Source organism: Chitinophaga chungangae, from assembly GCF_017742215.1.
Classification (GTDB): Bacteria; Bacteroidota; Bacteroidia; order Chitinophagales; family Chitinophagaceae; genus Chitinophaga; species Chitinophaga chungangae.
The window spans coordinates 950,466-977,134 of the sequence record NZ_JAGHKP010000002.1; the positions used below are offsets into that span (position 1 = coordinate 950,466).

The 26,669-nt window shown below is 53.6% G+C and carries 30 protein-coding genes; 14 read left to right on the forward strand and 16 right to left on the reverse strand.

What is annotated here, in order from left to right; translation table 11 throughout:
- Positions 1–15 precede the first annotated feature (15 nt).
- The 3 genes from proC to dusB form a co-directional block, all read right to left on the reverse strand.
- Positions 16–816 carry a pyrroline-5-carboxylate reductase gene (proC, locus tag J7I43_RS12115; RefSeq protein ID WP_209145941.1) on the reverse strand — a complete coding sequence of 267 codons (801 nt, stop codon included), beginning with the start codon at positions 814–816 and terminating at the stop codon, positions 16–18.
- Between the two features lie 136 nt (positions 817–952).
- The gene (locus J7I43_RS12120) at positions 953–1,522 is read right to left on the reverse strand and encodes an HNH endonuclease (protein WP_209145942.1); all 570 of its coding nucleotides are present in this window, start codon (positions 1,520–1,522) and stop codon (positions 953–955) included.
- A 34-nt stretch (positions 1,523–1,556) separates the two neighbouring features.
- Positions 1,557–2,627 (reverse strand): tRNA dihydrouridine synthase DusB, encoded by a 1,071-nt coding sequence (dusB, locus tag J7I43_RS12125; protein WP_209145943.1) that lies wholly within the window; start codon positions 2,625–2,627, stop codon positions 1,557–1,559.
- 81 nt (positions 2,628–2,708) lie between these two features.
- Here dusB and J7I43_RS12130 point away from each other — a divergent pair, with 81 nt between their 5' ends.
- From J7I43_RS12130 to J7I43_RS12150, 5 genes are all read left to right on the forward strand, one after another.
- Positions 2,709–3,659: a CPBP family intramembrane glutamic endopeptidase gene (locus J7I43_RS12130; RefSeq protein ID WP_209145944.1), complete on the forward strand. Its 951-nt coding sequence runs from the start codon at positions 2,709–2,711 to the stop codon at positions 3,657–3,659.
- Position 3,660: 1 nt separating this feature from the next.
- Entirely contained in the window at positions 3,661–3,894 is a 234-nt protein-coding gene (locus J7I43_RS12135) for a putative signal transducing protein (RefSeq protein ID WP_209145945.1), read from the forward strand.
- Between the two features lie 32 nt (positions 3,895–3,926).
- Positions 3,927–4,823, forward strand: a complete 897-nt coding sequence (locus J7I43_RS12140; RefSeq protein ID WP_209145946.1) for a phosphatidate cytidylyltransferase — start codon at positions 3,927–3,929, stop codon at positions 4,821–4,823.
- 70 nt (positions 4,824–4,893) lie between these two features.
- Positions 4,894–5,544 (forward strand): phosphatidylserine decarboxylase family protein, encoded by a 651-nt coding sequence (locus J7I43_RS12145; RefSeq protein WP_209145947.1) that lies wholly within the window; start codon positions 4,894–4,896, stop codon positions 5,542–5,544.
- A gap of 149 nt (positions 5,545–5,693) precedes the next feature.
- Positions 5,694–5,930, forward strand: coding sequence for a hypothetical protein (locus tag J7I43_RS12150; protein ID WP_209145948.1), 237 nt, complete (start codon positions 5,694–5,696; stop codon positions 5,928–5,930).
- 72 nt (positions 5,931–6,002) lie between these two features.
- Here J7I43_RS12150 and J7I43_RS12155 read toward each other — a convergent pair whose 3' ends face one another.
- The gene (locus J7I43_RS12155; protein ID WP_209145949.1) at positions 6,003–6,695 is read right to left on the reverse strand and encodes a YjjG family noncanonical pyrimidine nucleotidase; all 693 of its coding nucleotides are present in this window, start codon (positions 6,693–6,695) and stop codon (positions 6,003–6,005) included.
- Between the two features lie 131 nt (positions 6,696–6,826).
- On the opposite strand from J7I43_RS12155, the gene J7I43_RS12160 reads away from it, so the two are divergent.
- The 3 genes from J7I43_RS12160 to J7I43_RS12170 all read left to right on the forward strand — a co-directional run bounded on the left by J7I43_RS12160 (position 6,827) and on the right by J7I43_RS12170 (position 10,390).
- Entirely contained in the window at positions 6,827–7,534 is a 708-nt protein-coding gene (locus tag J7I43_RS12160) for an SDR family oxidoreductase (protein WP_209145950.1), read from the forward strand.
- A 96-nt stretch (positions 7,535–7,630) separates the two neighbouring features.
- The gene (locus J7I43_RS12165) at positions 7,631–9,610 is read left to right on the forward strand and encodes a BatD family protein (protein ID WP_209145951.1); all 1,980 of its coding nucleotides are present in this window, start codon (positions 7,631–7,633) and stop codon (positions 9,608–9,610) included.
- Positions 9,611–9,616: 6 nt separating this feature from the next.
- Entirely contained in the window at positions 9,617–10,390 is a 774-nt protein-coding gene (locus tag J7I43_RS12170) for an SH3 domain-containing protein (protein WP_209145952.1), read from the forward strand.
- A 4-nt stretch (positions 10,391–10,394) separates the two neighbouring features.
- On the opposite strand, the gene J7I43_RS12175 is transcribed toward J7I43_RS12170, so the two are convergent.
- From J7I43_RS12175 to J7I43_RS12205, 7 genes are all read right to left on the reverse strand, one after another.
- Positions 10,395–11,138, reverse strand: a complete 744-nt coding sequence (locus J7I43_RS12175; protein WP_209145953.1) for a LytR/AlgR family response regulator transcription factor — start codon at positions 11,136–11,138, stop codon at positions 10,395–10,397.
- 46 nt (positions 11,139–11,184) lie between these two features.
- Positions 11,185–12,051, reverse strand: coding sequence for a histidine kinase (locus J7I43_RS12180; RefSeq protein WP_209145954.1), 867 nt, complete (start codon positions 12,049–12,051; stop codon positions 11,185–11,187).
- A 119-nt stretch (positions 12,052–12,170) separates the two neighbouring features.
- Entirely contained in the window at positions 12,171–12,881 is a 711-nt protein-coding gene (locus tag J7I43_RS12185; protein ID WP_120518973.1) for a response regulator transcription factor, read from the reverse strand.
- A gap of 50 nt (positions 12,882–12,931) precedes the next feature.
- A complete protein-coding gene (locus J7I43_RS12190) occupies positions 12,932–13,951 on the reverse strand; it encodes a sensor histidine kinase (protein ID WP_209145955.1) in 1,020 nt (339 codons plus the stop codon).
- Positions 13,952–14,040: 89 nt separating this feature from the next.
- Complete coding sequence (locus tag J7I43_RS12195) at positions 14,041–14,538, reverse strand: gliding motility lipoprotein GldH (protein WP_209145956.1); 498 nt, start codon at positions 14,536–14,538, stop codon at positions 14,041–14,043.
- A gap of 14 nt (positions 14,539–14,552) precedes the next feature.
- Positions 14,553–15,428, reverse strand: a complete 876-nt coding sequence (locus J7I43_RS12200) for a YicC/YloC family endoribonuclease (RefSeq protein ID WP_209145957.1) — start codon at positions 15,426–15,428, stop codon at positions 14,553–14,555.
- 81 nt (positions 15,429–15,509) lie between these two features.
- A complete protein-coding gene (locus J7I43_RS12205) occupies positions 15,510–16,097 on the reverse strand; it encodes a pseudouridine synthase (protein WP_209145958.1) in 588 nt (195 codons plus the stop codon).
- Positions 16,098–16,168: 71 nt separating this feature from the next.
- On the opposite strand from J7I43_RS12205, the gene J7I43_RS12210 reads away from it, so the two are divergent.
- The 3 genes from J7I43_RS12210 to J7I43_RS12220 all read left to right on the forward strand — a co-directional run bounded on the left by J7I43_RS12210 (position 16,169) and on the right by J7I43_RS12220 (position 18,926).
- Complete coding sequence (locus J7I43_RS12210) at positions 16,169–16,873, forward strand: Crp/Fnr family transcriptional regulator (protein ID WP_209145959.1); 705 nt, start codon at positions 16,169–16,171, stop codon at positions 16,871–16,873.
- 402 nt (positions 16,874–17,275) lie between these two features.
- The gene (locus J7I43_RS12215) at positions 17,276–18,217 is read left to right on the forward strand and encodes a UDP-3-O-(3-hydroxymyristoyl)glucosamine N-acyltransferase (protein WP_209145960.1); all 942 of its coding nucleotides are present in this window, start codon (positions 17,276–17,278) and stop codon (positions 18,215–18,217) included.
- Positions 18,218–18,227: 10 nt separating this feature from the next.
- The gene (locus tag J7I43_RS12220; protein WP_209145961.1) at positions 18,228–18,926 is read left to right on the forward strand and encodes a hypothetical protein; all 699 of its coding nucleotides are present in this window, start codon (positions 18,228–18,230) and stop codon (positions 18,924–18,926) included.
- A 74-nt stretch (positions 18,927–19,000) separates the two neighbouring features.
- On the opposite strand, the gene J7I43_RS12225 is transcribed toward J7I43_RS12220, so the two are convergent.
- From J7I43_RS12225 to pheS, 3 genes are all read right to left on the reverse strand, one after another.
- Positions 19,001–19,984 (reverse strand): NAD-dependent epimerase/dehydratase family protein, encoded by a 984-nt coding sequence (locus J7I43_RS12225; protein WP_209145962.1) that lies wholly within the window; start codon positions 19,982–19,984, stop codon positions 19,001–19,003.
- A 34-nt stretch (positions 19,985–20,018) separates the two neighbouring features.
- Positions 20,019–20,876, reverse strand: coding sequence for a 3-hydroxyacyl-CoA dehydrogenase family protein (locus J7I43_RS12230; protein WP_209145963.1), 858 nt, complete (start codon positions 20,874–20,876; stop codon positions 20,019–20,021).
- Between the two features lie 79 nt (positions 20,877–20,955).
- Positions 20,956–21,984, reverse strand: a complete 1,029-nt coding sequence (gene pheS / locus J7I43_RS12235) for a phenylalanine--tRNA ligase subunit alpha (RefSeq protein ID WP_209145964.1) — start codon at positions 21,982–21,984, stop codon at positions 20,956–20,958.
- A gap of 63 nt (positions 21,985–22,047) precedes the next feature.
- Between pheS and J7I43_RS12240 the strand changes: the two genes are divergently transcribed.
- Entirely contained in the window at positions 22,048–23,331 is a 1,284-nt protein-coding gene (locus tag J7I43_RS12240) for a histidine kinase (RefSeq protein WP_209145965.1), read from the forward strand.
- A gap of 77 nt (positions 23,332–23,408) precedes the next feature.
- A complete protein-coding gene (locus J7I43_RS12245) occupies positions 23,409–23,876 on the forward strand; it encodes a hypothetical protein (RefSeq protein ID WP_209145966.1) in 468 nt (155 codons plus the stop codon).
- 149 nt (positions 23,877–24,025) lie between these two features.
- On the opposite strand, the gene purU is transcribed toward J7I43_RS12245, so the two are convergent.
- Positions 24,026–24,853 carry a formyltetrahydrofolate deformylase gene (gene purU / locus J7I43_RS12250; RefSeq protein WP_209145967.1) on the reverse strand — a complete coding sequence of 276 codons (828 nt, stop codon included), beginning with the start codon at positions 24,851–24,853 and terminating at the stop codon, positions 24,026–24,028.
- 101 nt (positions 24,854–24,954) lie between these two features.
- Here purU and J7I43_RS12255 point away from each other — a divergent pair, with 101 nt between their 5' ends.
- On the forward strand, positions 24,955–25,278 hold the full coding sequence (locus J7I43_RS12255) for a YegP family protein (RefSeq protein WP_209145968.1): 324 nt from the start codon (positions 24,955–24,957) through the stop codon (positions 25,276–25,278).
- A gap of 35 nt (positions 25,279–25,313) precedes the next feature.
- On the opposite strand, the gene J7I43_RS12260 is transcribed toward J7I43_RS12255, so the two are convergent.
- Positions 25,314–26,654: a sugar porter family MFS transporter gene (locus tag J7I43_RS12260; RefSeq protein ID WP_209145969.1), complete on the reverse strand. Its 1,341-nt coding sequence runs from the start codon at positions 26,652–26,654 to the stop codon at positions 25,314–25,316.
- Positions 26,655–26,669: the final 15 nt, after the last annotated feature.

Sequence of the window (26,669 nt, forward strand, 5' to 3'; positions counted from 1 at the left end):
TACGAAGTTGAATGTTTATCCTTTCACGATCTTATCGTAGCTGGCGGTGATGCCTTTGATGAGGGAAGAGCTGAAGCCCTGGTGTTCCATTTCGTTCAAACCCGCAATAGTGCAGCCTTTGGGCGTTGTCACCTTGTCTATTTCCGCTTCGGGATGGCGGTTGCCCTTGATCAGCAGTTCCGCCGCGCCTTTTACGGTTTGCGCTGCAATGAGGTTGGCCGTAGCCGCGTCGAACCCGATCTCGATGCCGCCCTGGATATTGGCGCGGATAAAACGGAGCGCATAGGCGATGCCGCAGGCGCCGAGCACTGTGGCTGCGTCCATCAGTTTTTCGTCGATGCTGACGGTAATGCCCAGCTGGTCGAACATTTCTTTTACGAAAGCGGTTTGTTCGGCCGTAACGTTGCGCCCGCAAATGCAGGTAATGGATTCCTGTATGGCGATAGCCGTGTTGGGCATGGCGCGGAAAATGGGGAGGCCGGGCAGGGTGATCTTTTCAAGATCGTCCAGCAGCACGCCGGTAACCACGCTGATCAGGATCTGCTTTTTGGCGTCGAAGCTGGCGCGCAGCTCGCTGAGCACTTCTTTGACGTTGTAGGGTTTGAGGGCCACCACCACCACGTCAGATTGGCTGATGGCTTTGGCGTTATCTGATTCCACATGCACGCCCTTTTCGCTCAGGGCGGCCAGTGTGGCGATATTTCGTTTGGTGACGGTGATGCTTCCGGGTTTGCTGAACCCGCTCTTTAAAAGTCCTTCCGCTATAGCGGAACCGAGGTTTCCGCCGCCGATGATCGCTATTTTCTTGTCTGCCATAGTCTACTGATTTGGGAGAGTAAGGTACGGCAAAACGGGGAAGCAAGCAAGAAGGGCTAAAAAGGCAGCGGCCCCGTTGGTACGAAGGCCGCTGTCAGACAACATCAAAATATGATCATTCCTGAAGATTCAGGCTTTAATCCAGGGTAACATGGCTCCAGTTCTCGCCGCTTTTGATGCGGTAGAGCTGCATTTCGCTGATGGAGAACTGTTCGGCGATCTGCTTCATGGTTTTTTTGCCGGGTTTATCCAGCAACCGTTTGATGCTTTTCACCTTTGTTACGTTCAGCTTCAGCCCTTTCAGGCGGTGGCGCTGCAGTTCCTTGTAGGCCAGCTTCGCCGGGCTGTTCTGCTGGTGCCTTTCCATTTCCTCCTTGGTGGCCCAGCGGAGGTTAGACACCTTGTTGTTCTTTTTATTAAAATCGAGATGGATAACGTATTTCTGCGCCCGGCTGGTTTTAGGGGAGAAGAGCCGCGCCACTTCACGGTGCAGGTAAAGGCTTTGATAGGTGTCCGCCGGTTTGATGTTCAACACCGTATAACCTTCAACGGTAGAACCGTTCAGCAGCTTCCCGTCTTCGATGCTTTCGTGGTAACTGATCACTCTTCCCATGTTGGACACTGCGTACCTTTTGCGCAGGGCAGATTTGTTTTTAATCTGCAAGTCTTTCCAGACTTCATTTTTCAGATTTTTAACCGTGGCCATTGTGAATGCAGTTTTTTGGTGATTCAATTCGGGGTTAATCCGCGATACCACACGCCAGTTCTCTTTCTGTCTGAATTGCTGTTCCTTCCGAGCCAGCCATTGGGGGCATTGTCCTCTCAAATATATGATCTTTGTACTGTAATGCAACGGCATCCAGTACCGCTTCAATTGCTGACGCCGTATTGCAAGTTACTAATTGTGCACGGAATTCTTTGATATGCGGAAGCCCTTTCAGGTAATTGGTGTAGTGCCTCCGCATTTCGAGTATGCCAACGATTTCTCCTTTCCAGCTGATGGAATGCCGAAGGTGCTGTTTGCATACTTTTACTCTTTCTTCAACAGTCGGCGGCGGCAAGTGTTCGCCTGTTGACAGGAAATGTTTGATCTCGTTAAATATCCAGGGATAACCGATGGCCGCGCGGCCGATCATCACCCCGTCCACCCCGTACTTTTCCCGCGCGTTTTTTGCCTGTTCGGGCGTACAGATGTCTCCATTACCGAAAATGGGTATATGTATCTTCGGGTTGTTCTTCACTTTGCCGATCAATGTCCAGTCCGCGCTGCCTTTGTACATCTGGGTGCGGGTGCGGCCGTGAATGGTCAGCGCTTTGATCCCCACGTCCTGCAGGCGTTGGGCTACTTCTTCGATGTTTTTGGTATCGTCGTCCCAGCCGAGGCGGGTTTTGACCGTTACGGGCAGCTTCGTGGCCTTTACGACCGCTTCGGTAAGCCGCACCATTTTGGGAATGTCTTTCAGGATGCCGGCGCCCGCGCCTTTGCAGGTCACTTTTTTTACGGGGCAGCCGAAGTTGATGTCCAGCAGGTCGGGATTGGCCGCTTCCACGATCTGGGCGGCCATGGCCATTGGCTCTTCGTCTCCGCCGAAGATCTGGATGCCGACGGGCCTTTCGTAATCAAAAATGTCCAGTTTCATCCGGCTTTTGATCGCGTCACGGATGAGGCCTTCGGAGGAAATGAACTCCGAATACATCAGGTCTGCCCCGCTGGCTTTGCATACCGCCCTGAACGGAGGATCGCTCACATCTTCCATGGGCGCCAGCAGCAGCGGGAATTCACCCAGTTCTATATCTCCGATTTTCACCATATTATTCCTGCCCGTTTTTATTTTGTCGGTCAACTGGCAAACACGGTGTAAATTTACGCAAAATTACTTCAGCGATAGTTTATGGACTTAATACGAAGATCGTCTCCCTGGGCCCAGCTATTCTGGCTTCTGACGCTGTTTTTCACCTGTTACGTCGTAACAAGCGCCCTGTTGTGGATAATATTCCCCGCTATCAGCGGCGGCTATACGTTTACGCAGATCAACGAAACGGCGGTATGGAAGGACCCCTCGTTTGTTTTCGCCGCCAAAACCATGCAGTTCCTGTTCACGCTGGGGGCGTTCCTCACGCCGGGGCTGATATTCGCCCGCCTGGCCAGTCCGCGCCCGGGCGCATACCTCGGGCTGGAAGGACGTTCTTCTTTCATTCTCGTGGCGCTGGCATTGCTGATCATGCTGTCTGCCCTGCCCATGGTAGGCCTGCTCAGTGAATGGAACCAGCTCTGGCCCCTGCCAGACGTGCTGGCCGAACTGGAAAAAGATGCCAAAACGCAAACGGAAATGATCCTCAAAATGCCCGATACCGCTTCGCTGGTGGTGAACCTGGTGCTGATCGCCCTGGCCCCGGCCATCGCCGAAGAAGTGCTGTTCAGGGGCGTGATCCAGAACCTCGTTTTACGCATGGTCAAAAACGGCTGGGTGGCCGTGGTGATCACCGCGCTGTTCTTCAGTTTTATTCATTTCCAGTTCCTCGGATTCATGCCCCGCGCGCTGCTGGGCTTTTTGCTGGGTGCGATATACCTGGTTACCGGGAACCTCTGGCTTTCTATCCTCGCGCACTTCCTCAACAACGGATTGCAGGTGGTGCTCGTGTTTCTCTACCAGGCGAAAATGTCCAATTACGACGCGATGGCAGACGAACATGTGCCGCTGTATTTCGGCCTGCTGAGCACCGCCGTTACCGGCCTGCTGATCTGGCGGCTTCATAAACGGGCGCAGGAGAACGGGTATACCTACGGGTTAGCGGACGAATACCCGGACGAGACCATTTCAACAACAGAAAAAGAATACTGATATGGAAAAAGATTGGGTAAAAGTATTTGCCAGCAACGTGTCTTTCGAATCGGAGATCATTAAAGGCATGCTGATAGAAAACGAGATAGAAGCCGTGATCGTGAACCGGCAGGATTCCTCTTTTGTGACCATGCTGCCGGGCATGGACGAAGTATACGTGCATAACAGCAACGAGGCGAAAGCGAAAGAACTGATCGCGGCCAGCCGGGAAGGCAAGAATGAAAACAATGCGTAGCTTTACGGCCGATCCAATATTGTAAGCACAGTATGAAGACCTTCATCACGCGTACCATTACCGCCCTGTTTTTCGTAGCCATCATGCTTGGGGGCATCCTGTGGAATGAATTGAGTTTCTTTCTTCTTTTTTTCCTGATCAACTTTTTTGCCCTGCGGGAGTACGTGAAACTCGTGCGCCTGATGGACGGCGATTATAACGAAGTATCGCCCTGGCACAGCGCAGGCTTGCTGATTGCGGGCTGTGCGGTGATGATGGCGGTTACCGACCGGCATTTTGGCGGAAGCGGCGTAACGCTCGGCGAAATAGGTTTTGTGATGGCGTTTATCTTTATACTGCTGCTGCCGCTCGGCGAGATCCTGATGAGCAAGAACTTTTCGCTGAAAACGATCGGTTATTCCATCCTCGGCCTCATTTATGTAACGGCGCCTTTGAGCATGATGGTAGACCTGCGTTTATTGCCTGTTTCATTTTCTGTTGTGCCCGGATGGCATACGACGATCGGCGGATCAGGCAGCGTGCTGATTCCCTTACTGCTGATCGTTTTTATCTGGATCAACGATACCATGGCCTACATCGTTGGCTCCCTCATCGGCCGCACGCCGTTCGCCCCGTCCATCTCCCCGAAAAAAACCATTGAAGGTACGGTAGGCGGCATGATACTGGCCGTTGCCGCCGCCGGCGTGTTCGGTTATTTCTGGGGCGCAGACCGCTGGGGCCTGGCCTGGCCGCATTGGGTGGCGCTCGCGGTGATAGCCGCCGTTTTCGGAACGGCGGGCGACCTGCTGGAATCGCGCTTGAAAAGACTGGCCGGCGTAAAAGATTCAGGAAGCATCATGCCGGGCCACGGCGGTTTCCTCGACCGCTTCGATTCGCTACTGGTAGCCGCGCCTTTTGCATGGATATACGTGAGCCTCTTTGTGCGATAAATTTTTATTTTCTTCATACCTTCGTACCGCCGGAAAAAAACCGGCGATCTTTCATTAACAAAACAGAACAATGACTATCCATCGTGAGGGAACGGCGACCATCGCCATCACCTTTGTGATACTGGCGCTGATCAACGGCGCGGTATTTTACCTGGTGTCCCCGGTTGCGGGCTACATCGTGTCCGCCATTTCACTGGTTTTTTTCCTTTTCATCGTTTCCTTTTTCCGTATTCCCAACAGGGAAATGAACCAGGACGAACAGCTGGTGATTGCCCCGGCAGATGGTAAAGTGGTGGTGATCGAAGAAACTTTCGAGACAGAATATTTCAAGGATAAAAGATTGCAGGTATCCATTTTTATGAGCCCCGCCAACGTTCACGTAAACCGCAACCCCATCAGCGGCGAAGTGAAGCTCAGCCAATACCATGCCGGTAAATACCTCGTGGCCTGGCATCCCAAATCGTCTACCGAAAACGAACGCCATACCGTGGTGATCGGCAACGGCAAAAACGAGATACTCGTGCGCCAGATCGCCGGCGCCCTCGCCCGCCGCATCGTGAACTACCTCAAAGCCGGCATGCAGGTGAAGCAGAACCAGGAAATGGGCTTCATCAAATTCGGCTCCCGCGTGGACATTTACCTGCCCGTTGGCACCGAAGTGAACGTGGCGCTGGAGCAGACCGTAAGAGGCGGCCAGACCGTGATCGCGAAGCTCGGCTAAGTTTTAACAGTTTTTTAAACCGGTTTGGAGTATCTTCAGGGTATTATGCAACCCGCTCAAAAAACAAATACCCGCAGCCGTTTGAAGTCTTTCCTGAAAGGAATGAACGTATTCGGGCTTGTTTTGGAGTTCTTCACGACCTTTTTAATATGAAAAAAGTATTCTTCGCCCTCGCGGCAATTACACTGATGGCCGGCCCCGCGCCCGCGCAGGAGAAACCCGCCGCTAAAAAGAAGCCGCCTGCAAAAGAAGCCGCCTGCCAGAAACCCGGCGAAGGCAAATCGTGCTGCATGCCCATGCCTTCCAGGACTTCCGCCGCGATGAAGAGCAAACCCGCCAAACCCGCGGCCAAGGCCGAAAAAGCCAAACCTTCCACCAAAGGATAATATTCACTTAACGATAAAGAAAAAGCGGCGTTCCATATCCGGAACACCGCTTTTTTTATGATTGCGTTGTTTTTAAAGAATTTCCTTCAGCTCGTGCAGGCTTTGGATGGTGTAGGTAGGCTGAATGCCTACGGCCGGTTTCGGTGAAAAATACACCTGGTCGATGCCGGCCTGCTGCGCGCCGAGAATGTCCACATCCAGCGTATCGCCGATCATGATGCATTCGGCGGCCGTGCAGCCGGAGAGTTTCATCGCATAGTCGAATATTTCGCGGTGCGGTTTCAGGCTGCCCGCAGTTTCGGAAGTAACTACATGCGTGAAATAATCGTTGATGCCGGAATGTTTCATCTTGAGCCGCTGCGTTTCCTCAAACCCGTTGGTAATCAGGTGAATGGGATATTTTTTGTCGCGCAGGTAATCCAGCACGTCCGTGCAATGAGGGAACAGCGCGGTTTTGGTCGGCAGCAGCTCGATAAAACGCGCGCCGATGCTTTCGCAAAGCCGGTCGTCGCACAGTTTGAAATCGAGGAAGGTCATGCTGAAACGTTTGGTGCGCAGTTCGTTGCGGTTGATGAAACCTTTGCGGAAGCGGTCCCACAGTTTATCGTTGATCACGGAATAGGACGCGTAAAAAGTGTCGAAAGACGGAATACCTCTCTTTTCAAGGGCGTATTCGGCGTAAAGTTCCTGCAGCGTAGCGGTGGCGTTGGCCTCGAAGTCCCACAATGTATGGTCCAGGTCGAAAAAAATATGTTTGTATCTCATAATGATCTGTAGCGTTGGCAGCTGTGTGTTTCCACGGCAAATTTACGATAATCGGCGGGAAGCCCGGCCATTTTAACGATTCCGTATTTTTTGCGTTATTTTTAGGGGCTTTAAAAACGGTAATCAGAAATATGTACGCGATCATTACAGGCGCCAGCAGGGGAATTGGCCTGGCAACAGCTGAAAAGCTGGCTGCTGAAGGGTTTGACATTGCCATTTGCGCGCGCAACGCCGCCGTGCTGAAAGAAGCCGGCGAATCCATTCAACAACAAAGGCAGGGCGCCAAAGTGCTGGCCGAAACCGTGGATATGGGCGACAAACAGGCCGTGCTCGGTTTCGCAAAAAAAATAAAAGAAACGTTCGGCGATACGCCGGCCATACTGGTGAACAACGCCGGCATTTTTACGCCCGGCGCGGTACATGAGGAAGAAGACGGGCATCTCGAAAAGATGATGGCCGTGAACCTTTACAGCGCATACCATCTCACGCGTGCGTTCATACCCGCCATGAAAGCGGCGCGCAAAGGGCATGTGTTTAATCTTTGCTCCACCGCCAGCCATAAAGCATACCCCAACGGAGGATCGTACAGCATCACGAAATTCGCGCTGCTGGGCTTTTCCAAAAACCTGCGCGAAGAAATGAAACCGTTCAACGTAAAAGTGACCTCGGTAAGCCCCGGCCCGGTATGGACCGCCAGCTGGGAGGGTTTCGAAGCGCCGGCGGACAGGCTCATGGAAGCCCGCGATGTGGCGGATATGATCTGGGCCGCGTATAACCTCAGCCCGCAGGCCGTTATCGAAGACATCCTGATGCGCCCGATGTTGGGCGATATAGGATGAAACTCTTTCCTGTGGCTTGTTTTGCTACTATTTTAACTTTCTTTTAACTCACAGCGCGCGTACGCCGGTGCGGCTTTGGTTAAATTTGTTTCCAGGATGAAGGTCTACACTGTCATTGTAAAGAAAAGTTTATTCACGCTGCTGCTTTCCCTTTCTGCAGCGCTTTCCGCCTATGCGCAGGAGTTCCGTTTCACCACCCATAGCAGCGCCAACGTAATTGCGATGGACGAAATGGTGCGTGTGCAGTTCCTGCTCGAAAACCCCGTGAACTTCAGCGGGGAGATCACCCCCTCGTTCAAAGGTTTTACCGTGATACGCGGGCCCGAGCTGATGCAAAGCACGTCTTTCGTGAACGGGAAAGTATCCAACTATCTTGGTTATTCTTACGTGCTGCAGCCGCAGGCTCCCGGGCGTTACACCATTCCCGGCGCCACCGCGCGGGTAGACGGCCGGCTCGTAAAAAGCAATCCCATCAATATCGAAGTGGTGAAAGGCGGCCCCGGCTCGCAGCTGCCGCAGCAGCAGGCGCAGCCCCAGCCACCGCCGCGCCGCGGAGGCTATGGCGGAGACGCCTACGGTTCGTCGCACCCCGGGGTGATCAGGGAAGGAGAAGATGTAAAAGACAAACTGCGTAAAAATATTTTCGTGAAGGTGGAGGTAGACAAAACCACCGTGTACGAAGGCGAACAGATCACCGCGACATACAAACTGTACACCCGCCTGCCCACGAACTCCAACGTTACCAAAGTGCCCGCGTTCAAAGGATTTTCAGCGAAAGACATCGAGCTGCCCAACCCGCCGCGCGCACAGGAAGAAGTAGTGAACGGCATGAGGTTCAACGTATTCGTGATCCGTAAAACGCTGCTGTTCCCCCTGCAGTCCGGCGAACTGGAACTTGATCCCGCGGAGGTAGACAACCAGGTGCATTTCGTAAAACTCGGCGGCAAGCGGAAACGCGCGGCCAACGATCCGTTCAACGATCCCTTTTTCAAAGACGCGTTCGGCGGCAGCGCGTTCGACGACTTTTTTAACGACGATCCCTTCGCTACGCCCGAATATGAAGTAGTGCCGTATAAGATCCAGAGCCCGGTGCTGAAAGTGACCGTGAAACCTTTGCCTGCTGAAGGCCGCCCGGCCAGCTTCAACGGCGCGGTGGGCAAATTCACCATGACGGCGCAGCTCGATAAAAATAAACTCAGCACAGACGATGCGCTTACGCTGAAAGTGAACATCGCGGGGCAGGGCAACGTGAACCTGCTGAACGCGCCGCCGCTGAACATTCCGCAGGCGTTCGAAAAATACGATCCGACGGTAACCGACAACATCGAAAAGAACAGCAACCCGCTTAGCGGCAGCCGCCAGTTCCAGTACGCGCTGATGCCGCAGGAAAAAGGTGAGTACGAGTTGCCGCCGGTGGAATTTTCCTACTTCGACCCTGCGGCGCAGGCTTATAAAACACTCACATCTTCCCCCTTCGCCATACATGTAACGCAAGGCAAACAAACGAAAAGAGACCGCGAAGATTTCGGGGTGCCCACCGAACTGGCGGACATTCGCGTAAGCGGGCAAAGCTGGAGCAAAAACAGCCCGTTCTTTTTTGGCAAGGTGCTCTTCTGGATATTGCTGCTGCTGCCGCTGCTGGGCATCGCCGCCATGGCATGGCACCGCAGGCGCCAGCAATTCCTGAGCACAAACGCCGCCATGCTGCGGCACAGGCATGCCAACCGCGTGGCGCTCAAACGCCTGGAGCTGGCGGCGCGTTATTTGAAAGAAGGGAAAGACAAAGCATTTTACGAAGAAACATCCCGCGCCACCTGGGGTTACCTCAGCCACAAACTGAAGATCCCGATGGCCGAGCTGAGCAAGCAGCTGGTGCACGATAAACTGGGCGCGCAAAACGTGAGCGCCGCCACCATGCAAAAACTGATGGAGCTTACAGACCGATGCGAAATGGCCCTGTACGCGCCCGCCAGCAGCAACGAACACCGCCAGGGCGCTTACCAGGAAGCCGTGGAAGTGATCAGTGCCATCGAAGACGAATTAAAAGGCAAAGCCGGAGGTGCCGCCGGAAAATAACCGATTATGACGCGTTCATTCAAACCATCCATCCGGGTACTGTTCTTCCTCCTTCTCACCGCCGCCGCGGTTAGGGCGCAGGCGCAGAAGGCGCCCGCCCTTTTTACCGAAGGCAACCAGCTGTACCAGCAGAAAAAATATGAAGAAGCCGCCGCTAAATACCAGCAGCTGATCGATTCGGGATACCAGGTGGCAGACCTGTACTTCAATGCCGGCAACGCTTATTACAAAAGCAACCAGACGGGCATGGCCGTGTACAGTTTCGAAAAGGCGCTGCATCTCCATCCCGGCGACGAAGCTACCGAGCAGAACCTGGCGCTGGCCAACCAGCGCGTGGGCAGCAATGTCGAAACGCTGCCGCTGCTGTTCTTCGAAAAATGGTGGCTGCAATGGCAGTCGCTGCATTCCGGCGCGGGCTGGGCGGTGTGGAGCATCGTATGGTTCTGGCTGCTGGCCGCTTCCGCGATCATGTACTTTTTTGTCGCGGTGAAAGGCAGGCGTTGGTTCCGCTGGGCCATGGCGCTCACCGGTGTGCTGTTCATTGGTTATTTCTCCATGGCGATCTGGATGCACAACAAAGCGTACAACAGCGGCGAAGCCATTGTGATGCACAGCGCGGTAAAAGTCAAATCCGCGCCGGACGATGGCAGCAAAGACCTGTTTGAACTGAAGGAAGGCATGAAAGTGAAGGTCCTCGACGGCACCAGCCAGTTCAGCAAAGTGCAGCTCGCCGACGGTAAAAGCGGATGGGTGGCGGTAAACGAACTGAAGCCGCTTTAACGCATCATAACTTCTCGATCCTCGTCAGGAATTCCTGTTTCCTGTGGCGGCTTACCGGCACGCTCCGCCCGTCTGTCATGATGATTTCCCCGCCATCTCCCTTGATGTATTTGTACATGTACGAAAGGTTGATCAGGTAGCTGTTGTGCACCCTGAAAAAACCTTTGTCTTTGAGCACGTCTTCCACTTCCTTCAGCGAGCGGCAGATGAGCAGCGGCGAGGCATGCTGCTGAAGGAACACGCGGGTGTAACTTCCTTCCGATTCGCAATAGGTGATCTCGCGCACGGGCATCATACGGAGGCCGTCTACCGTAGGCAGGGCGAGCCTTTCGTTGGGCTGCATGTGCTGGTGAAGGAACTGGAGGAGCGCTTCGGTCTTGGGGCCTGAAGCGTGACGCTGGCTGACGGCTTTTTTGACCGCCACTACCAGCTCTTCCTTATCTACGGGCTTCAGCAAAAAGTCGAGCGCGCTGTGGCGGATGGCTTTGATGGCGTATTGATCGTAGGCGGTGGTGAAGATCACGGAGAAGTTCGGCCGGCCGATGGTTTCAAGCAGCTCAAAGCCGTTCATGCCGGGCATTTCCACGTCGAGAAACACCAGTTGCGGCTGAAGCCTGACGATGGCTTTAAGCCCTTCTTCGGAGCCGGCGCATACGGCTACTACCTGCAATTCAGGACAATAACGCGTGAGCAGCAGATGCAGCACATCGCGGCAATGTTCCTCATCGTCTATAATGATGGTAGTCATGAAAGCCCTTTGTTAGGGTAAAAGGAATATACTCAGCAATGCTAATTTACTTAAAAATCTCCGCTTCTTCCGGAAGGGAAGCCGCGGTAACGTCCGGCAGGCGGATAACCGTGTAGGTGCCGGTTCTCTGGTGATGCTGATCGTACACATGACCGGTGGTGATGGCGGCATGGGTATGATAACGCGTGTTGATCCAGTGCAGCCTTTCCGCGGCCACACGCGTGCTTTCCGTGCGCTGCTGGTAGCTATGGAAAACGCTTTGGCGCGCCACCCCGTTGTCTTCCAGTTTAATAAAAAACACCCCGTCTTTCCTCCCGATCTCGATGCTGATCAATCCTTTCCGTTCCGCGCCGCGGTGCAGCAGGCGGTGCCAGATGGCGTTCTGCACATGGGGCTGTACCACGAAGGGCGGCAGCAGCACGGAAAGCTGGGGACAATCGGGCAGGCGGTGTATCACGTATTCGAACTGCCCGTCGAACCGCAGCTGTTCCAGCTGCAGGTACAGCTCCAGCGATTCCAGCTCTTCTTCCAGCGTGATCCATTCGCGGCTGCTGTTTTCGAGCGTGAGGCGCATGAGTTTGCTGAAACGCGTGAGATAAGAAGAAGCCAGTTCGGTGCTGGAGGAAAGGATAAAGCTGTGAATGGCGTTGAGGCTGTTGAAAATAAAATGCGGGTCCATCTGGCTTTGAATGGTGTGCAGTTCCAGCGAAGCGCGGCTGTCGTGCATGGCGATCTTTTCCTGCATATTGCGCCGGAGCCTGCGCTCGCGCCACCAGAAAAAAAGACCGGTAACCGCGGCCAGTACGAAAAAAACAATGATGAGGATAAAGACGCCCGGTAAGGGCAGTAATTCCAATGCCGGCGGCGCCGTGAGTGCATGCGATAGATCCAGTCCGCTTGTGGGGTTATACATATCAGATTCCTAAGCCGCTTAAAAGTAAGAAGCGTTCAGCGGCTGGAAAAACGGTATTGAATAGCTGGCGGGAGCTACTTTACAATCGGCGGGGGAATAAGGATAGCTGGTGCGGGGCCTCAGCCGTCGGTGAATTTGTAGCCTACGCCGCGAACGGAGTGGAAATACTGGGAATTGCGGCTGTCCTGCTCGAAATATTTGCGGAAATTGAGGATGAAGTTGTCGATGGTGCGGGTGGTAGGGTATACGTTGTAGCCCCATACCACCTGGAGGATCTTTTCACGGGTCACCACTTCTCCTTTGTTTTCGATCAGCAGCTTGAGCAGCATGGTCTCTTTTTTGGACAGCTCGTGATGTTTGCCGTCTTTCCCCACGCATTCCTGCGCTGCGAAGTCGATCATGTTATTGCCGAAGCGGTATACGTTGGGAACGGAATCTTTATCCTGGATCTTTTTGTTTTTGACGATGAGCTTTTCAACGCGGAGGAGCAGTTCCTCGAGATTGAAAGGTTTGGTCATATAGTCGTCCCCGCCTTTTTTGAGGCCGAGCACACGGTCTGCGCTGCTGTTTTTGGCGCTGAGGAAAAGGATGGGCACTTCGTTGTTCTGAATGCGGATGTTTTCGCAAACGGCGAGGCCGTCCATTTCCGGGAGCATGATATCGAGGATGATCAGGTCGAAATATTCGTTTTTCACGGCTTTCAGCGCGCTGGTACCATTATCCACGGCCGTTACCTCATAACCTTCCAGTTCCAGGTTGAGCTTCAGCGCTTCCTGGAGGTTCTCCTCGTCTTCTACCAGCAATATAGATGCTTTCGTCGCTTCCTTCATAGTGATGCATTGTGGTGGTTGCCTATAAAATTACGTACAACCGGTTAATTTTATACAGATTGTACGGAATAATCATTCCAGGTGATCTCAAAACACGTGCCTTTCGGGGAATTGTCCTTCACGGCGATAGTACCGCCATGCTGCTCTACGATCTTGCGGGTGAGGTACAGGCCCAGCCCGGAGCCTTTGCTTTTGCGGGTATTTTCGTTGCCGATGCGGTAGAATTTCAGGAAGATCTTGCCGCGCTCTTCCGGCGCAATGCCCTCTCCTTCGTCGCTCACGGCCAGTTTCAGCGTTTCGCCCGATCTGAAAAGTTTCACGCGGATGGTGCTGCCTTTGGGGGCGTATTTGACCGCGTTTTCCACCAGATTGTTCAGCATCAGGGTGATCATGAATTTATCGCCCTGTAATTCCACGCCCGGCATTATGTCAGCTTCTATGTTATGACTGACGGTACGGCATTGCAATTCTTCCGTTGCGTCTCTCAGCAGCCGGGAAAAATCGAGATGCTCGAGGAAGGGCTGGTATTTGCGGTGCTCGAACTGCGAAGCCAGCAGGATATTGTTGCACAGCTGGTCGAGGCGGTTGGTTTCGCGGATGGTGGCATCCAGCAGCTTGCGTTGTTTTTCTTCGTCCAGTTTATGTCGGCGGAGGGTTTCGAGGTTGAGCTTCGCGACGGCGATGGGGCTTTTCAGCTCGTGGGTAACGGCCATCATGAAGTTTTGCTGCTGCTGCCCAAGCTTCATCTGTTTCCATACGGCGCGGTAAACGATGGCGGCGCCGGCGAGTATCAATACGAGAAAGATCACGCCTTCGCCGATGTACTTGAAGGTGCGCATCTGCTGCTCTTTGTGAAGGCGCTGCATTTCCTGCATAAACTCGGCGGGGTGCGTCAGCTCCTGGATCTTATGGGTAAGCGCGATCTGTTCGTTTTTCGCGATCTGCTTGCTTTGCTGATGCAGCAGCACGCCCCACCACAGCAGCTGTACGATGGTGTATACCAGCACAAAAATATAGATGCCGGTGATCATCTTCCTGTTCGGCAGGCCGGATGATGAGGATTGTTTCATCCGTAATTAATGTTTTTTTTAAAGGCCGGATGAATCTATCGATACATCCGCCGTTTTGTGTTTACTGACAATGCCCGGGCCTGTGCCGTTTATTTCCTCGGGGCGGCCTTTTCGATGCGCAGCCCCACGCTCAGCATATCGGGGAGCGGGTTCTGGCGCATGTTCTGCTCGAAGGTAAAGCGGTACATGCCGGGTTTTGCAAAGATGGCGTTTTGCTGGATAGGAATGCGGTGCTCGTAGATGTCGTCGATGCCGCTTCCCAGCCATTTGCCGTAAGTGTCCGCCAGCGGCAGTTCCACGCGGCGGGTAGCCGCCGCGCTGTCTCCCGGCAGCTGCGTGCTTACAAGTAGCCAGAGATTATTGTAAGGGTATGCGTCCGTATGCCGCACGTTCACATAAATGTTGTAGTAGTACGCGGTATCTTCGGGAGCCAGCTCCAGTTCGAATACCGGCCGGTTGTCTGCCGACCATTCCGAATGCGGGATATCCCTGTTTTTTTCGAAGGTATCCAGTTTCGGGGGCTTGCAGGCGAAGGCCAGCAGGCATGTAAAAAGGACGGCGTATCCCTGGTTCGTCTTTACGGTCATAGTTGTATTTCAGCTTAAAGTACGTTCAGTACCTGCTCTTTTGCTTTTTCCAGTTCGTCTTTCATCATCACCACCCATTGCTGGATGCCGGCGTCGTTCGCCTTTGAGCCGGTGGTGTTGATCTCGCGGCCGATCTCCTGCAGTACGAATCCCAGTTTTTTGCCTTTGGCGGCCTCGGCTTCGGCGAGTATGTCTTTGAAATACCGGCAGTGGTTCTGAAGACGGATCAGTTCTTCCGAAATGTCCAGCTTTTCCAGGTAAAAGATCAATTCCTGCTCCATGCGGTTCGCGTCTACGTTTTCTTTGCCCACATATTCGGCCAGCAGTCCTTCGAGGCGGGTGCGCGCTTTATCTTTACGCAGCGGGTCCAGTTCTTTCACTTTTTCGGTGTACAGCAGGATGTTGTCGATGCGCAGCAGCAGGTCTTTTTCCAGCATGGCGCCTTCGTCGATGCGGTGCGCGTCCATATCGCCTACCGCGGTGCGGATCACCTTTTCCACTTCGAGCCATTCGGATTCTTCCATTTGTTCGGAAGCGGGCGTTACCACTTCGGGCAGTTTCATGAGCACGTTGAGCATGTCTTCCTGAGGCAGGGAAAGCTCGGTGGCCATGGCGGTGATGGCGGTGTGGTAATAACGCGCAAGCTCGGTGTTGATCACCACGGGGCGGGTAGCGCCGTTCTGCTTGATGTTGATGGTGGCATCGAGCGTGCCGCGCTGCAGCTCCTGCTGGAGGAGGTTACGGATATCGAATTCGTAGGGCTTTAACAGAGGGGACATTTTCAGGTTCACTTCGAACTGTTTGCCGTTGAGCGACTTTATTTCCGCCACAATGGTTGTTTCTCCCCGGGTTACCTCCGCACGGCCGAAGCCGGTCATGGATTTGAGCATATTTTCTGTTTAATGTGACAAATCTAGTTAAATGAAGCCATATTTCTGATTGGGAACCAGCCAATTTGGGCGGGAGCGATGTTAACGGAAAAGGGCTTTGTATATCTCCTGCTGCGTATGCTCCATCATATCGCCCGGCTGAAGGCCGTCGATCGTGAGCGTTCCGATCCTGTAACGGATGAGCCTCAACGTGGGAAAACCAACGGCGGCGGTCATTTTACGCACCTGCCGGTTTTTTCCTTCACGAACGGTCAGCCTGATCCAGGGAGCGGGGATATGTTTGCGGAAACGGATAGGCGGGTTGCGTTCGGGCACGATGGGGTCGGCCGTAAAAATTTCCGCGTCGGCGCCGCGGGTGCGGTAAGGTTTGCCGTCGATGCTGATGGTAACGCCTTCCTGCAGTTGCCGGATGGCCTGGTTGGTCACCGCTCCGTCTACCTGCGCCCAGTATTCCCTTTCATGCGCATGTTTGGGGTCCAGCAGGCGGTGGTTGAGCGACTTATCGTTAGTCAGTATCAGCAGTCCTTCACTGTCGTAATCGAGGCGGCCTACGGGATAAACATCGCGGGGCACGTCAAAGTAGTCGGACAAGACGGCTTTATCTCCTTCTTTTCCGAAGCGGGTCAACACTTCGTATGGCTTGTACACGGAAAAATAGTGCAGGCTCAAGATGCTTACTTTGGTTAAGGGCCTGTAAATTAGTAATTTTGCCGCATCCTTGAGGTTTTATGGCATATGATATGTTAAGCGATCAAACAGAATGCCGGTTCTGCAACAAATTCCTGGGCGAGATATTTTCCGCCGCTACGCCTGAACATGTAGCGGAGATAGCCAATGCCAAAACGTGCAAAGTGTACAAAAAAGGCCAGGTAATTTTCCAGGAAGGCGCCCATCCCTATGGCATCTACTGTATCAACACAGGTAAGGTGAAACTTTCCCACAGCGGCGACGAAGGGAGGGAGCAGATCATCCGCCTCGTAAGGCCCGGCGACCTCATCGGTTACAAAGCGCTGATCGATAACGAGCCTTATACCGCAACAGCTACCGTGTTGGAAGACAGTGCGGTGTGTTTTATTCCCCGCGATATTTTCCTCCAGATACTCCAGACAGACACCGCCCTTTCGCTCAAGATGATGCAGATACTTACCAGCGAACTGAGAAGGGCCGAAACCAAGATCACCCATCTTGCACAGAAGCCCGTCAGGGAACGGCTGGCCGAAACCCTGCTGACGCTGAAGAACACTTACGGCCTGGAAGAAGATGAACAGACCATCAACGTAACCCTTTCCAGGGAAGAGATCGCCAACCTCGTGGGCACCGCTACCGAATCGGCTATCCGCCTGCTTTCCGAATTCAAAAAAGAGAAGGTGATAGACCTTACGGGGAAAAAGATCAGGATACTCCGCCTTCAGCAACTCATTAAAATGGCAAACCTGCAGGATTAACCTTTGAAAGCATCCCCGCCAGCAAAAATTTTTGCCTTTAAAAGCGCTTTTAAGGGCCGGCCGGATCAAAAAACGGGAAAAACAGGAAAGGGCAACTTTACGCTTCAACCCCTCAAAACGGGCCGCGCATTTTGTTCGCGATGATGTGAGGAAAAAAAATGAATGCTTTGAAACGCTTTGCTGCCGCGGGTTACAAGGGCAATAAAAAAAGTCTGACCGTGAGAACAATCAGACTTTCTTGTTATGTGAATGGGTTAGTAAGTACAGGGAAATAAAATTCCCTACACAATATTAAAAAGAATTTCATCACAAAAGAAAAATTTTACAAGAAATTTTATTCACAGGCAGAAAAAAAGTGTGGATAACGCCCCCTAACTTTGCTGTCTGATTTAAAGATGAACTATGAAGTTTGAAACACCGATTGCGGTAAAAGAAATAGCTGCGTTCATTGGCGCAGAGCTGGCAGGAGATGAAACGCTCATGGCTACCGGCATCAACGAGATCCATAAAGTGGAAACGGGAGACATCTCGTTCGTGGATTTCGAGAAGTATTACAACGCCTGTCTTACTTCCCCCGCCACCATCATCATCATCAACAAGAAGGTAGACGTGCCCGCCGGCAAGGCTTTGCTGGTAACGGACGATCCGTTCAGCGCCTACGTCAGCCTCGTGAAGAAACACCGCCCCTTCGTGCCCCTTACTTCCCCCCTGAGCGATACGGCTGTGATCGGCGAAGGTACCGTTGTATCTCCCGGGGTGGTTATCGGGCATCACGTAACCATCGGCAAAAACTGCATCATCCATCCTAACGTTACCATCTACGACCATACCACTATCGGCGACAACGTGATCATTCACGCGGGCACCGTTATCGGGGCAGACGCGTTTTATTTCAAGAAACGCGCAAGCAGGGAGGTGATGTACGACAAACTGCTCAGCTGCGGCCGGGTGATCATCGAACATGATGTGGAGATCGGGGCGGGCTGCACTATCGACAAAGGCGTAAGCGGCGATACCATCATCGGCGCCGGCACCAAGTTCGATAACATGGTGCACATCGGTCACGGCGCGGTGATCGGGAAGAACTGTCTTTTTGCCGCGCAGGTAGGCGTGGGCGGAAAGGCCATTATCGAAGACAATGTGATACTCTGGGGACAGGTAGGCGTTAACAAAGACCTGACCATCGGGAAAGGCGCCGTTGTGCTCGGGCAAAGCGGTATCGGCAAGTCTATCGACGGCGGTAAAACTTACTTCGGCTCGCCCGTGGAAGACGCCCGCGAAAAGAAAAAGGAACTCGCCTGGATCAAACGTATCCCGGAAATATGGTCAAAGCTCAACAGTTAGTTCTACACGCATGATAAAAACACTTTACGGCCCTTTCATTGCCCTTTGCCTGCTTTTGACGGCCTGCGCCTCCGTAAAACCGCCCGCCGCCGATCCCGGCCTTTATATCGCCGCCAACGAACTGCCGGTGAAGATCAAAGACGGCTGGCTGACGGCAAAAACCATCACGCTCGGCGATTTCTCCACTTCTTCCCGTACCAACGGCATAGCGGCCAATACACCGGCAAAACAATTCAAAAGCACGGCGGACGCTTTTTATTTCACCGCCAAAGGCCGGGACGCGGAGCAACCCGTGCAGGTGCTCAGCACGGGGAAGATCACCTTCTCCAACCGCCCGCTTCCCGAATACCTCAACACCCTGGCAGGCGATGCGCCGCTTTGGTACATCTTTGCCGGCGCCACCGCGCAGGACCCGCTCAAAAGCTGGGAACTGCTGCTGAAGAAAAACATCGCCTTCCTCGAACTGAACGATAACAAACCCGTCGGCATCCTGCGCTCCGCCACAGACGAGATCAGGGTAACCGCGCACAACCGCTACGGCATCCGCAACAGTACCGACAAGATCTGTTACGAGTTCCAACTGAAGGGCGTGCCGGTTGCCGCCGTGCTTACGGGAGACAATCCCCGGGCATGGATCAACGCAAAAGCCGATGCAAACGTGCAGCGAACGCTGGCCGCGGTAATGCTCGGGCTGCTGTTCAGGCAATAACACGACGTTTTGATGATATCGCAAAGGGCGCCCCAGCGGGCGCCCTTTTATATTGCGGGAATATTGTTTGGTTTTTACCGGGCCGTTTGGGCGGCGAGATAAGCTTTGCTTACGTCCGTTACCGTTTCTTCCATCGGGCGGAAGCGGAAGCCTGGCAATGTTTGTGTGATCTTGCCGCTGTTGTAGAAAACTTTCAGCTGTGCAGTACGGGCGGTTTCGCGGGTAATAAGCGGGCGTTTGCCGGTGAAGAGGCTGCGGAGTTTTTCCACGCGCCATACGAGCGCGGCCATCCAAGGTTTGGCGGCGATATGCGGCGGTTTTTTGCCCAGCGTTTCCGCCATGCGGGTGAACAATTGGCGGTAAGGCCAATTGTCGCCGTTGAGGATGAACCTTTCTCCCGAAACGGAACTGTCCATCAGTTTCACCATGGCGTCCGCCACGTCGCGAACGTCTACGAAACCGTTCACACCTTCGGTGTAGTACGGAAATTCTTTCCAGGCGTTTTTCAGCATCAGCCCCGTGCCGTCGTGCCAGAAGCCGCTGCCGAGAATGATGGAAGGATTTACGATCACAGCGTTGAGCCCTTCGGCAATGCCGCGCCATATTTCCATTTCGCTGAGGTGTTTGCTGACGGCGTAGTTGGAATTGTTGCCGCTTTCTTCCCACTCCGCTTCTTCGGTAAGCGCCGTTTGTTCTCTCGCGCGGCCCAGCGCGGCTACGGAACTGACGTGAACGATCTTCCGGATGCCGGCGTCGATAGCAAGGTTCACCACATTGGCCGTTCCTTCGATATTGGTCTTGAACATTTCATCCCGTTTATCCGGGTGAAACGAAACGATCGCCGCGCAGTGATAGATCTCGGTGATGCCTTCCATCGCGTCTTCGAGCGCGCCGAGGTCTAACACATCCGCCTTTACCCATTCCACTTTTTCCCTGATGTCGTTCACCTGTTCGGGAATGCGGCTGCGGTACAAGGCGCGCACCGGTTTGCCGGACTGCACGAGGGCCCGTAAAAGATAGCTGCCTAAAAAACCTGTTCCCCCGGTTACAAGGATCATTGCGGATGGATTGTTATTGCGGCACAAATGTAAATTAATAGTTGTAAAAACCTTTCCCGGTTTTGCGGCCCAGTTCGCCTTTGGCGACCAGCTCCGCCTGCATGGCCCCCGGCTTGAACCGCGGCGCCTGTTGAAAGGCTTCGTAAAGGGAAACGGTCACGGCATAGTTCACGTCGTTGCCGATGAGGTCCATCAGCGCGAAAGGCCCCATCCTGAAACCCGCGGCTTCCAGCAGGCGGTCGGTAACGGCGATGTCTGCAATGCCGTTGGCCACCACTTCCATCGCTTCAAGATAATAATGCCGGGCCACGCGGTTCACGATAAAGCCAGGCGAATCTCTTACGCGCACGGGCGTTTTGCCCATCTCTTTCACAAGCGCGTACAACAGGTTGGCCACATGCGGGGAAGTTTGTTCGCCGCGCACCACTTCCACCAGCTGCATAAGGTGGGCGGGGTTGAAGAAATGCATGCCGGCCACGCGCGCGGGGTGTTCGATCTGCCGCGCTATTTCGCTGACGGAAAGAGAAGAAGTATTGGTGGCGAAAATAGTATCCGGCGTGTTCACGGCGGTCAGCCGGCTAAACAACGATACTTTCGCTTCGGTTTTTTCCACGATGGCTTCAATGATCACATCGGCGGTACATTCGCCGATATCGTGGCAAAGCGTGAGGCGCGAAAGGATGTCCGTCATCTGCTGCTGCGGCATTTTCCCTTTGTCTACGGCTTTCTGCAGGTTGTTTTGTACCTGCGCGTAACCCTGCTGCAAAGCTTTTTCGCTGAGGTCGAACAGCAAGGTGCGGAAGCCGGCGGCGGCGCTCACCTGCGCAATGCCCGCGCCCATGGTTCCGGCGCCGCAAACGGCAATTACCTGGATGTCTTGAACGGATTGCATAACGAATGGAGTTAGGGTAAACACGAGGGGGAAAAACAACAAGGCCGGAACAAAACGGTCCCGGCCCTGAAAAGAAGAATTATATGGCGCCCTGGAACTGCTTCAGGAAACGAAGGTCGTTTTCTGAGAACAGCCGGAGGTCTTTGATCTGGTATTTGAGCATGGTCAATCTTTCGATGCCCATGCCGAATGCGAAGCCGGTGTATTTTTTCGAATCGATGCCGCAGTTTTCCAGCACCTGGGGATGCACCATGCCGCATCCGAGAATTTCAACCCAGCCGGTATGTTTGCACACGCTGCAGCCTTCGCCGCCGCAGATGAGGCAGGAGATGTCCATCTCGGCGCTGGGCTCGGTGAAGGGGAAGAAAGACGGGCGGAAGCGTACTTTGAAATTCTCGCCGAAAAACTCCTGCACGAAATAATACAGCGTTTGTTTCAGGTCGGCGAAAGAAACGTTTTCCGCGATGTACAACCCTTCGATCTGGTGGAAGAAACAGTGGGCGCGGGCGCTGATGGTCTCGTTGCGGTATACGCGGCCGGGGCAGATGATGCGGATGGGCAGATTGCCTTCTTCCATCACGCGCACCTGTACGGAGGAGGTATGCGTGCGCAGCAGCCAGTCGGGGTTGTTGTGCACGTAAAACGTATCCTGCATATCGCGGGCCGGGTGATTCTCGTCGAGGTTCAGTGCGGTGAAGTTATGCCAGTCGTTCTCGATCTCCGGGCCTTCGGCGATGGTAAAGCCGAGGCGTTCGAAAATACGGATGGCCTTGTTGCGCACGATGCTGATAGGATGGCGCGTGCCGAGGCGGTGCGGCTCGCCGGGAAGCGTAAGGTCGAGGTGACCGGAAGCGTCTGCCGCGCCGTTTTTCAGGTGCTCAAATTCTTCGTATTTGCCTTCAGCCAGCAGCTTGAAACTGTTCAGTACCTGCCCGAACTCTTTTTTCTGTTCGTTGGGCACGGATTTCATTTCCCCGAAAAGCGCTTTCACCAATCCTTTGGTGCCGAGGAACTTAATGCGGTATTGTTCCAGTTCCTCCGCCGTTTTGGGCTGGAAGGCGGCAATTTCCTGCTTGTATGCTTCTATTTGCTGCACGATCTGATCCATGGGTGCAAATATAACGTGCTGCGGAGAAAAAAGAGTAAATTGGGGTGGAATTTGGGGAATCCAATGCCTGCAACCGCTTATATCGCCATTATCGCTGCGCTTATATTGCTGCTGGCGGTAATTTACCGCCAGATGGCCCGCTACAGGCGGCAATACAGAACAGAAGCCACGCTCAACTATTTCACCACCTCGCTTTTCGGCAAAAATACGGTAGACGACATCCTCTGGGACGTTGCCAAAAACTGCATTTCCCGCCTGCACCTCGAAGATTGTGTGATTTACCTGGTAGACGAAGAACGGGGCGTGCTGGTGCAAAAAGCCGCCTACGGCCCTAAAAATCCCGTGCGTTTCGAGATCCGCGACCCGATCGAGATCAGGCTGGGCCGCGGCATCGTAGGGTCGGTGGCGGTTACGGGCCGCCCCGAGCTCATTCCTGATACGTCCAAAGACCCGCGGTATATCGTAGACGACGAGCGCCGCCTTTCCGAGATCACCGTGCCTATTACCGAAAGCGGCAAAGTGATCGGCATTATCGATTCGGAGCATTCCCGCCGCAACTTCTACACCGCCGGGCATCTCGTGCTGCTGCAAAGGGTGGCCGCCATCTGCGCGTCCAAAATTTCCCGCACGGTAATGGAGGAAGAAGCCCGCCGCCAGGCCATGGAAGTACAGCTGCTGCACAAACAGCTGGCCGAGTTCAGGCTGGTAACGCTCAAAAGCCAGATGAACCCGCATTTCCTGTTCAACTGCCTCAACGGGATCTATCATTGTATTTTGGCGTCGGATATAGACAAAGCTTCGGATTACGTGTCCAACTTCGCTCGGCTGCTGCGGATGGTGCTGATGCACGCGGAAAAAAACTTTATTTCCCTCCGGGAAGAAGTGGAGCTGCTGGGCCATTATCTCAAAATAGAAGCTTTGCGTACCAACAAGCCGTTCGAATACGCGATTTATATAGAAGACGGCATCAATCCCGATGAATATTTTGTGCCGGGCATGCTCATCCAGCCTTTCCTCGAAAACGCCATCTGGCATGGGCTGATGAACAAGGAAGGCGACCGCAGCCTCAACATCCACTGGCGCCGGCCTAAGGAAAAAGAACTGTTGTGCGAGATCACGGACAATGGGGTGGGCCGCGCACAATCCATCCGCCGCCAGCCTTCCAGTCATGCTTCCAAGGGCATGAGCCTGTGTATGGAACGCGTAGAGCTGTACAAAGCGCTTTTCAACACCACTTTCCACATCCGCGTGATCGATCTTTACGGGGAAGACGGCGTTGCGCAGGGCACGAAGGTGAACATCGCGTTCGAGATTGCTCCGGGCTCGGGAGTGGCGCACATGGGTTAAAGCCGTTTTTTGAAGAAAATTTTCTGGAATTTTTATGGAAACGGGGAACGTCTGCGTCTTCCTAAAAATTACCCGTTATGCTCAAGCTACCCGCTGCCCTGGCAGGCGTATTGCTGTTGGCCTGCACTACGCTCCCGGCCCAGGAAAAAGAAAAACCCCCGGCCCCTTCCAAACAACTTTCCCCTTCCAAAGGCAAAGTGCCGCCGCCACCGCCGCCCGCTCCTCAGAAAGAAGCGGACTTTACGCCGCCGAAATTCAAAAAGAACGTGCCGCCACCTCCTCCGCCCGCTCCTCAGAAGGAAGTGAAATTTACGCCGCCAAGATTCAAAAAGGGCGTGCCGCCACCTCCTCCGCCAGCGCCGCCTGCAAGGAAACAGGAAGCGAAATTCGCTCCGCCGGGGCTCAAAAAGGATGCGCCGGTAAAATCAAAAGAAGTAAAATTCGCTCCGCCGGTGATTAAAAAAGACGCTCCCGCAAAACCGAAAGAAGAAATAAAGTTCACACCGCCGGTGATTAAAAAAGATTCGCCCGCGAAAGAAGCATAAGAAAAAATATTCCGTTACCGGGCTCATTCCCCGGCATTATCCGAATGACGGCGTCCGCCTCCGCCGCCCAATGAGATTAATCCCGCCCATGAACAGGAAAAGCGCACATCGTGCGCTTTTCTTTATGATATCATTTTACATTCAGCATTTTACTCGAACACCACGGTCTTATTACGGTAAACAAATACACGGTCGCTGAAAACCAGGCTGAGCGCCTTTGCCAGCACAGATACTTCGATCTCTTTGCCTGCCCTGATCATATCCGCCGTGGTGAACGAATGGTTCACCGGTATCACCTGCTGCGCGATGATCGGCCCTTCGTCCAGCTCGTTGGTTACGAAATGGGAAGTGGCGCCGATCAGTTTCACGCCTCTTTCGAAAGCCTGTTTGTACGGATGGCCGCCCGCGAAAGCGGGAAGGAATGAATGGTGGATGTTGATGATCCTTTCCGGGTATTTCGCCACGAAAGCGGGGCTCAGCACACGCATGAATTTCGCCAGCACGATGTAGTCAGGATTATACCCTTCAATCACTTTTTCCATCTTTTCCTCGAACACGGCCTTGCTGTCCTGTTCATGCGAAATGTAATGGAAAGGAATGGCGAAACGCTCGCAGATATTCTGCAGCACCTGGTGGTTGCCGATCACGCATTGTATGGAAGCGCCAAGGGTATTGAACTGGTTTCGCACGAGAATGTCTGCCAGGCAATGGTATTCTTTGGTCACCATTACGACGATCTTTTTTTCCGGCCTGGGGTTGATGCTAACATAGGCTTCGGGCGGAAGCACCTGGCGGATGGCGGTTTCCAGGGCAAGGATATCCGTATCTTTTTCGGCTTCTATACGAATGTAAAAACGGTTATCTGTTTTATCCACAAATTCCCGCAGCGACACGATATTCAGCCGTTCCTTCGCCATGATGGCGGAAATGCCGGCCACCAGGCCAACACGGTCGATCGATTGTATCAGGACTATCATAGGACGCCTAATTTAGTAATAATTGTTGTTGCGGCAAATCCTGTAATTTGTCGTATTTTCATTACGACCCCTTTATTGTTTTACCCTAAAAACTTCAACTTATGGGCAAATTCGTTATCGCCAAGGGCCCTTCCGGCGCATTTTATTTTACCCTGAAAGCCGGCAACGGAGAGAAGATACTCACCAGCGAACATTACACGACCAAAGACAAATGCCTGCAGGGCATCGCTTCCGTAAAAACGAACGCGGCGATAGACCGGCAGTACGAAGACCACACGTCTAAAGACGGCCGGTATTATTTCGTGCTGAAAGGCGGCACGGAAGTGATCGGCACCAGCGAGATGTACAACAGTACCGGCGGCCGCGAAAAAGGCAAAGTATCGGTAAAGGCCAACGCCCCCGATGCCGTGATCGAAGAAGCATAAAGAAGAAGGCTGACCATTTTGTCAGCCTTCTTCTTTTATTTGATGCCAAGGTCTTGCTGTATCTGTTCCAGCGATCTGCCTTTCGTTTCCGGCATTACCCGCCAGATAAAAAGGAAAGAGGCCAGCATCATGACGCTGTAAAAGATGAAAGAATAAAACCCGCCGTTGGCGCTGCCTTCCACGATAATTGGGAAGGTCCAGGAGATGATGGCCGCCATGATCCAGTGGGTGAAGCTGCCCAGCGAGCCGCCCTGCGAGCGTACGGCGTTGGGGAATATTTCGGAAATGAACACCCAGATCACCGCGCCCTGCGAAAACGCGAAGCAGGCGATAAAACCGATCAGGTAAATAATTACGCTGGTGCCGCCGCCGCCCGGGCTGTTAAACGCAATAGCCGTTAACGCGAGAAAAACGAACATGCCCGCCGCGCCGGCCAGCAGTAATTTTTTCCTCCCGAAACGGTCGATCACGCTCATGGCCAGCAGGGTGAAAATGAAGTTCGCCAGGCCGATGTACACCGATTGCTGGAAAGCGTTCGCCTGGCTGAAGCCCGCCATTTCGAAAATGCGCGGCGCATAATAAATGATCGCGTTGATGCCGGACAGCTGGTTGAACATGGCCAGCAGCATGGCGTAGAAAATAGGTTTGTTGTATTTGCCGGAGAACAGCTTCTCTTTGATGCCTTGTTTCGCCAGTGCATGTTCTTCCCTGATCAGGTCTGCAATACCGGTTTCGCCCGTACGCGCGAATACGCGCTCCGCCGCTTCGTCCTGCCCGTTAAGCACCAGCCAGCGCGGGCTTTCGGGGATGGTTCTCACCAGGATAGCGAATATCACCGAAGGGATCGCCATCACGCCGAGCATATAACGCCAGGCATCTTCCCCGATACCGGCCAGCAGGAAGTTGGCAAGATAAGCCACCAGTATGCCCGCCACGATATTCACCTGGAACGATCCAGCCAATGCGCCGCGTATTTTCGCCGGGGCTATTTCGGAAATGTACATGGGCCCTACCACGGAAGACGCTCCCACGGCCAATCCGCCGATAAAACGGAACAAAACGAACAGCAGCCAGGCCGAGCTCAGCGCGCAGCCGATGGCGGAGAGCAGGTACATCAGCGCAATGGCGATCAGTACTTTTTTGCGGCCGTATTTCTGTGCAGGACCGCCGGCCAGCAACGAGCCGAACACGGTGCCGATAAGACTGGAAGCAACGGTGAAGCCTTGCCAGAAGGAACTTAACGACCATAGCTGCTGGATGGTTTTTTCAGCGCCGGAAATAACGGCCACTTCCATACCGAATAAAAAACCGCCGAGGGCGGCGATCAACGATACGCGAACGGCGTAGCCGTGGTTACGTGGAATTACTGTTGTCATGTGGATCTTTTAGGA

Excerpts from the sequence above, each read along its gene's own strand:
- proC (WP_209145941.1), bottom strand. The coding sequence starts at position 816 with ATGGCAGACAAGAAAATAGCGATCATCGGCGGCGGAAACCTCGGTTCC.
- J7I43_RS12120 (WP_209145942.1), bottom strand. The coding sequence starts at position 1,522 with ATGGCCACGGTTAAAAATCTGAAAAATGAAGTCTGGAAAGACTTGCAG.
- dusB (WP_209145943.1), bottom strand. The coding sequence starts at position 2,627 with ATGGTGAAAATCGGAGATATAGAACTGGGTGAATTCCCGCTGCTGCTG.
- J7I43_RS12130 (WP_209145944.1), top strand. The coding sequence starts at position 2,709 with ATGGACTTAATACGAAGATCGTCTCCCTGGGCCCAGCTATTCTGGCTT.
- J7I43_RS12135 (WP_209145945.1), top strand. The coding sequence starts at position 3,661 with ATGGAAAAAGATTGGGTAAAAGTATTTGCCAGCAACGTGTCTTTCGAA.
- J7I43_RS12140 (WP_209145946.1), top strand. The coding sequence starts at position 3,927 with ATGAAGACCTTCATCACGCGTACCATTACCGCCCTGTTTTTCGTAGCC.
- J7I43_RS12145 (WP_209145947.1), top strand. The coding sequence starts at position 4,894 with ATGACTATCCATCGTGAGGGAACGGCGACCATCGCCATCACCTTTGTG.
- J7I43_RS12150 (WP_209145948.1), top strand. The coding sequence starts at position 5,694 with ATGAAAAAAGTATTCTTCGCCCTCGCGGCAATTACACTGATGGCCGGC.
- J7I43_RS12155 (WP_209145949.1), bottom strand. The coding sequence starts at position 6,695 with ATGAGATACAAACATATTTTTTTCGACCTGGACCATACATTGTGGGAC.
- J7I43_RS12160 (WP_209145950.1), top strand. The coding sequence starts at position 6,827 with ATGTACGCGATCATTACAGGCGCCAGCAGGGGAATTGGCCTGGCAACA.
- J7I43_RS12165 (WP_209145951.1), top strand. The coding sequence starts at position 7,631 with ATGAAGGTCTACACTGTCATTGTAAAGAAAAGTTTATTCACGCTGCTG.
- J7I43_RS12170 (WP_209145952.1), top strand. The coding sequence starts at position 9,617 with ATGACGCGTTCATTCAAACCATCCATCCGGGTACTGTTCTTCCTCCTT.
- J7I43_RS12175 (WP_209145953.1), bottom strand. The coding sequence starts at position 11,138 with ATGACTACCATCATTATAGACGATGAGGAACATTGCCGCGATGTGCTG.
- J7I43_RS12180 (WP_209145954.1), bottom strand. The coding sequence starts at position 12,051 with ATGTATAACCCCACAAGCGGACTGGATCTATCGCATGCACTCACGGCG.
- J7I43_RS12185 (WP_120518973.1), bottom strand. The coding sequence starts at position 12,881 with ATGAAGGAAGCGACGAAAGCATCTATATTGCTGGTAGAAGACGAGGAG.
- J7I43_RS12190 (WP_209145955.1), bottom strand. The coding sequence starts at position 13,951 with ATGAAACAATCCTCATCATCCGGCCTGCCGAACAGGAAGATGATCACC.
- J7I43_RS12195 (WP_209145956.1), bottom strand. The coding sequence starts at position 14,538 with ATGACCGTAAAGACGAACCAGGGATACGCCGTCCTTTTTACATGCCTG.
- J7I43_RS12200 (WP_209145957.1), bottom strand. The coding sequence starts at position 15,428 with ATGCTCAAATCCATGACCGGCTTCGGCCGTGCGGAGGTAACCCGGGGA.
- J7I43_RS12210 (WP_209145959.1), top strand. The coding sequence starts at position 16,169 with ATGTTAAGCGATCAAACAGAATGCCGGTTCTGCAACAAATTCCTGGGC.
- J7I43_RS12215 (WP_209145960.1), top strand. The coding sequence starts at position 17,276 with ATGAAGTTTGAAACACCGATTGCGGTAAAAGAAATAGCTGCGTTCATT.
- J7I43_RS12220 (WP_209145961.1), top strand. The coding sequence starts at position 18,228 with ATGATAAAAACACTTTACGGCCCTTTCATTGCCCTTTGCCTGCTTTTG.
- J7I43_RS12225 (WP_209145962.1), bottom strand. The coding sequence starts at position 19,984 with ATGATCCTTGTAACCGGGGGAACAGGTTTTTTAGGCAGCTATCTTTTA.
- J7I43_RS12230 (WP_209145963.1), bottom strand. The coding sequence starts at position 20,876 with ATGCAATCCGTTCAAGACATCCAGGTAATTGCCGTTTGCGGCGCCGGA.
- pheS (WP_209145964.1), bottom strand. The coding sequence starts at position 21,984 with ATGGATCAGATCGTGCAGCAAATAGAAGCATACAAGCAGGAAATTGCC.
- J7I43_RS12240 (WP_209145965.1), top strand. The coding sequence starts at position 22,048 with ATGCCTGCAACCGCTTATATCGCCATTATCGCTGCGCTTATATTGCTG.
- J7I43_RS12245 (WP_209145966.1), top strand. The coding sequence starts at position 23,409 with ATGCTCAAGCTACCCGCTGCCCTGGCAGGCGTATTGCTGTTGGCCTGC.
- purU (WP_209145967.1), bottom strand. The coding sequence starts at position 24,853 with ATGATAGTCCTGATACAATCGATCGACCGTGTTGGCCTGGTGGCCGGC.
- J7I43_RS12255 (WP_209145968.1), top strand. The coding sequence starts at position 24,955 with ATGGGCAAATTCGTTATCGCCAAGGGCCCTTCCGGCGCATTTTATTTT.
- J7I43_RS12260 (WP_209145969.1), bottom strand. The coding sequence starts at position 26,654 with ATGACAACAGTAATTCCACGTAACCACGGCTACGCCGTTCGCGTATCG.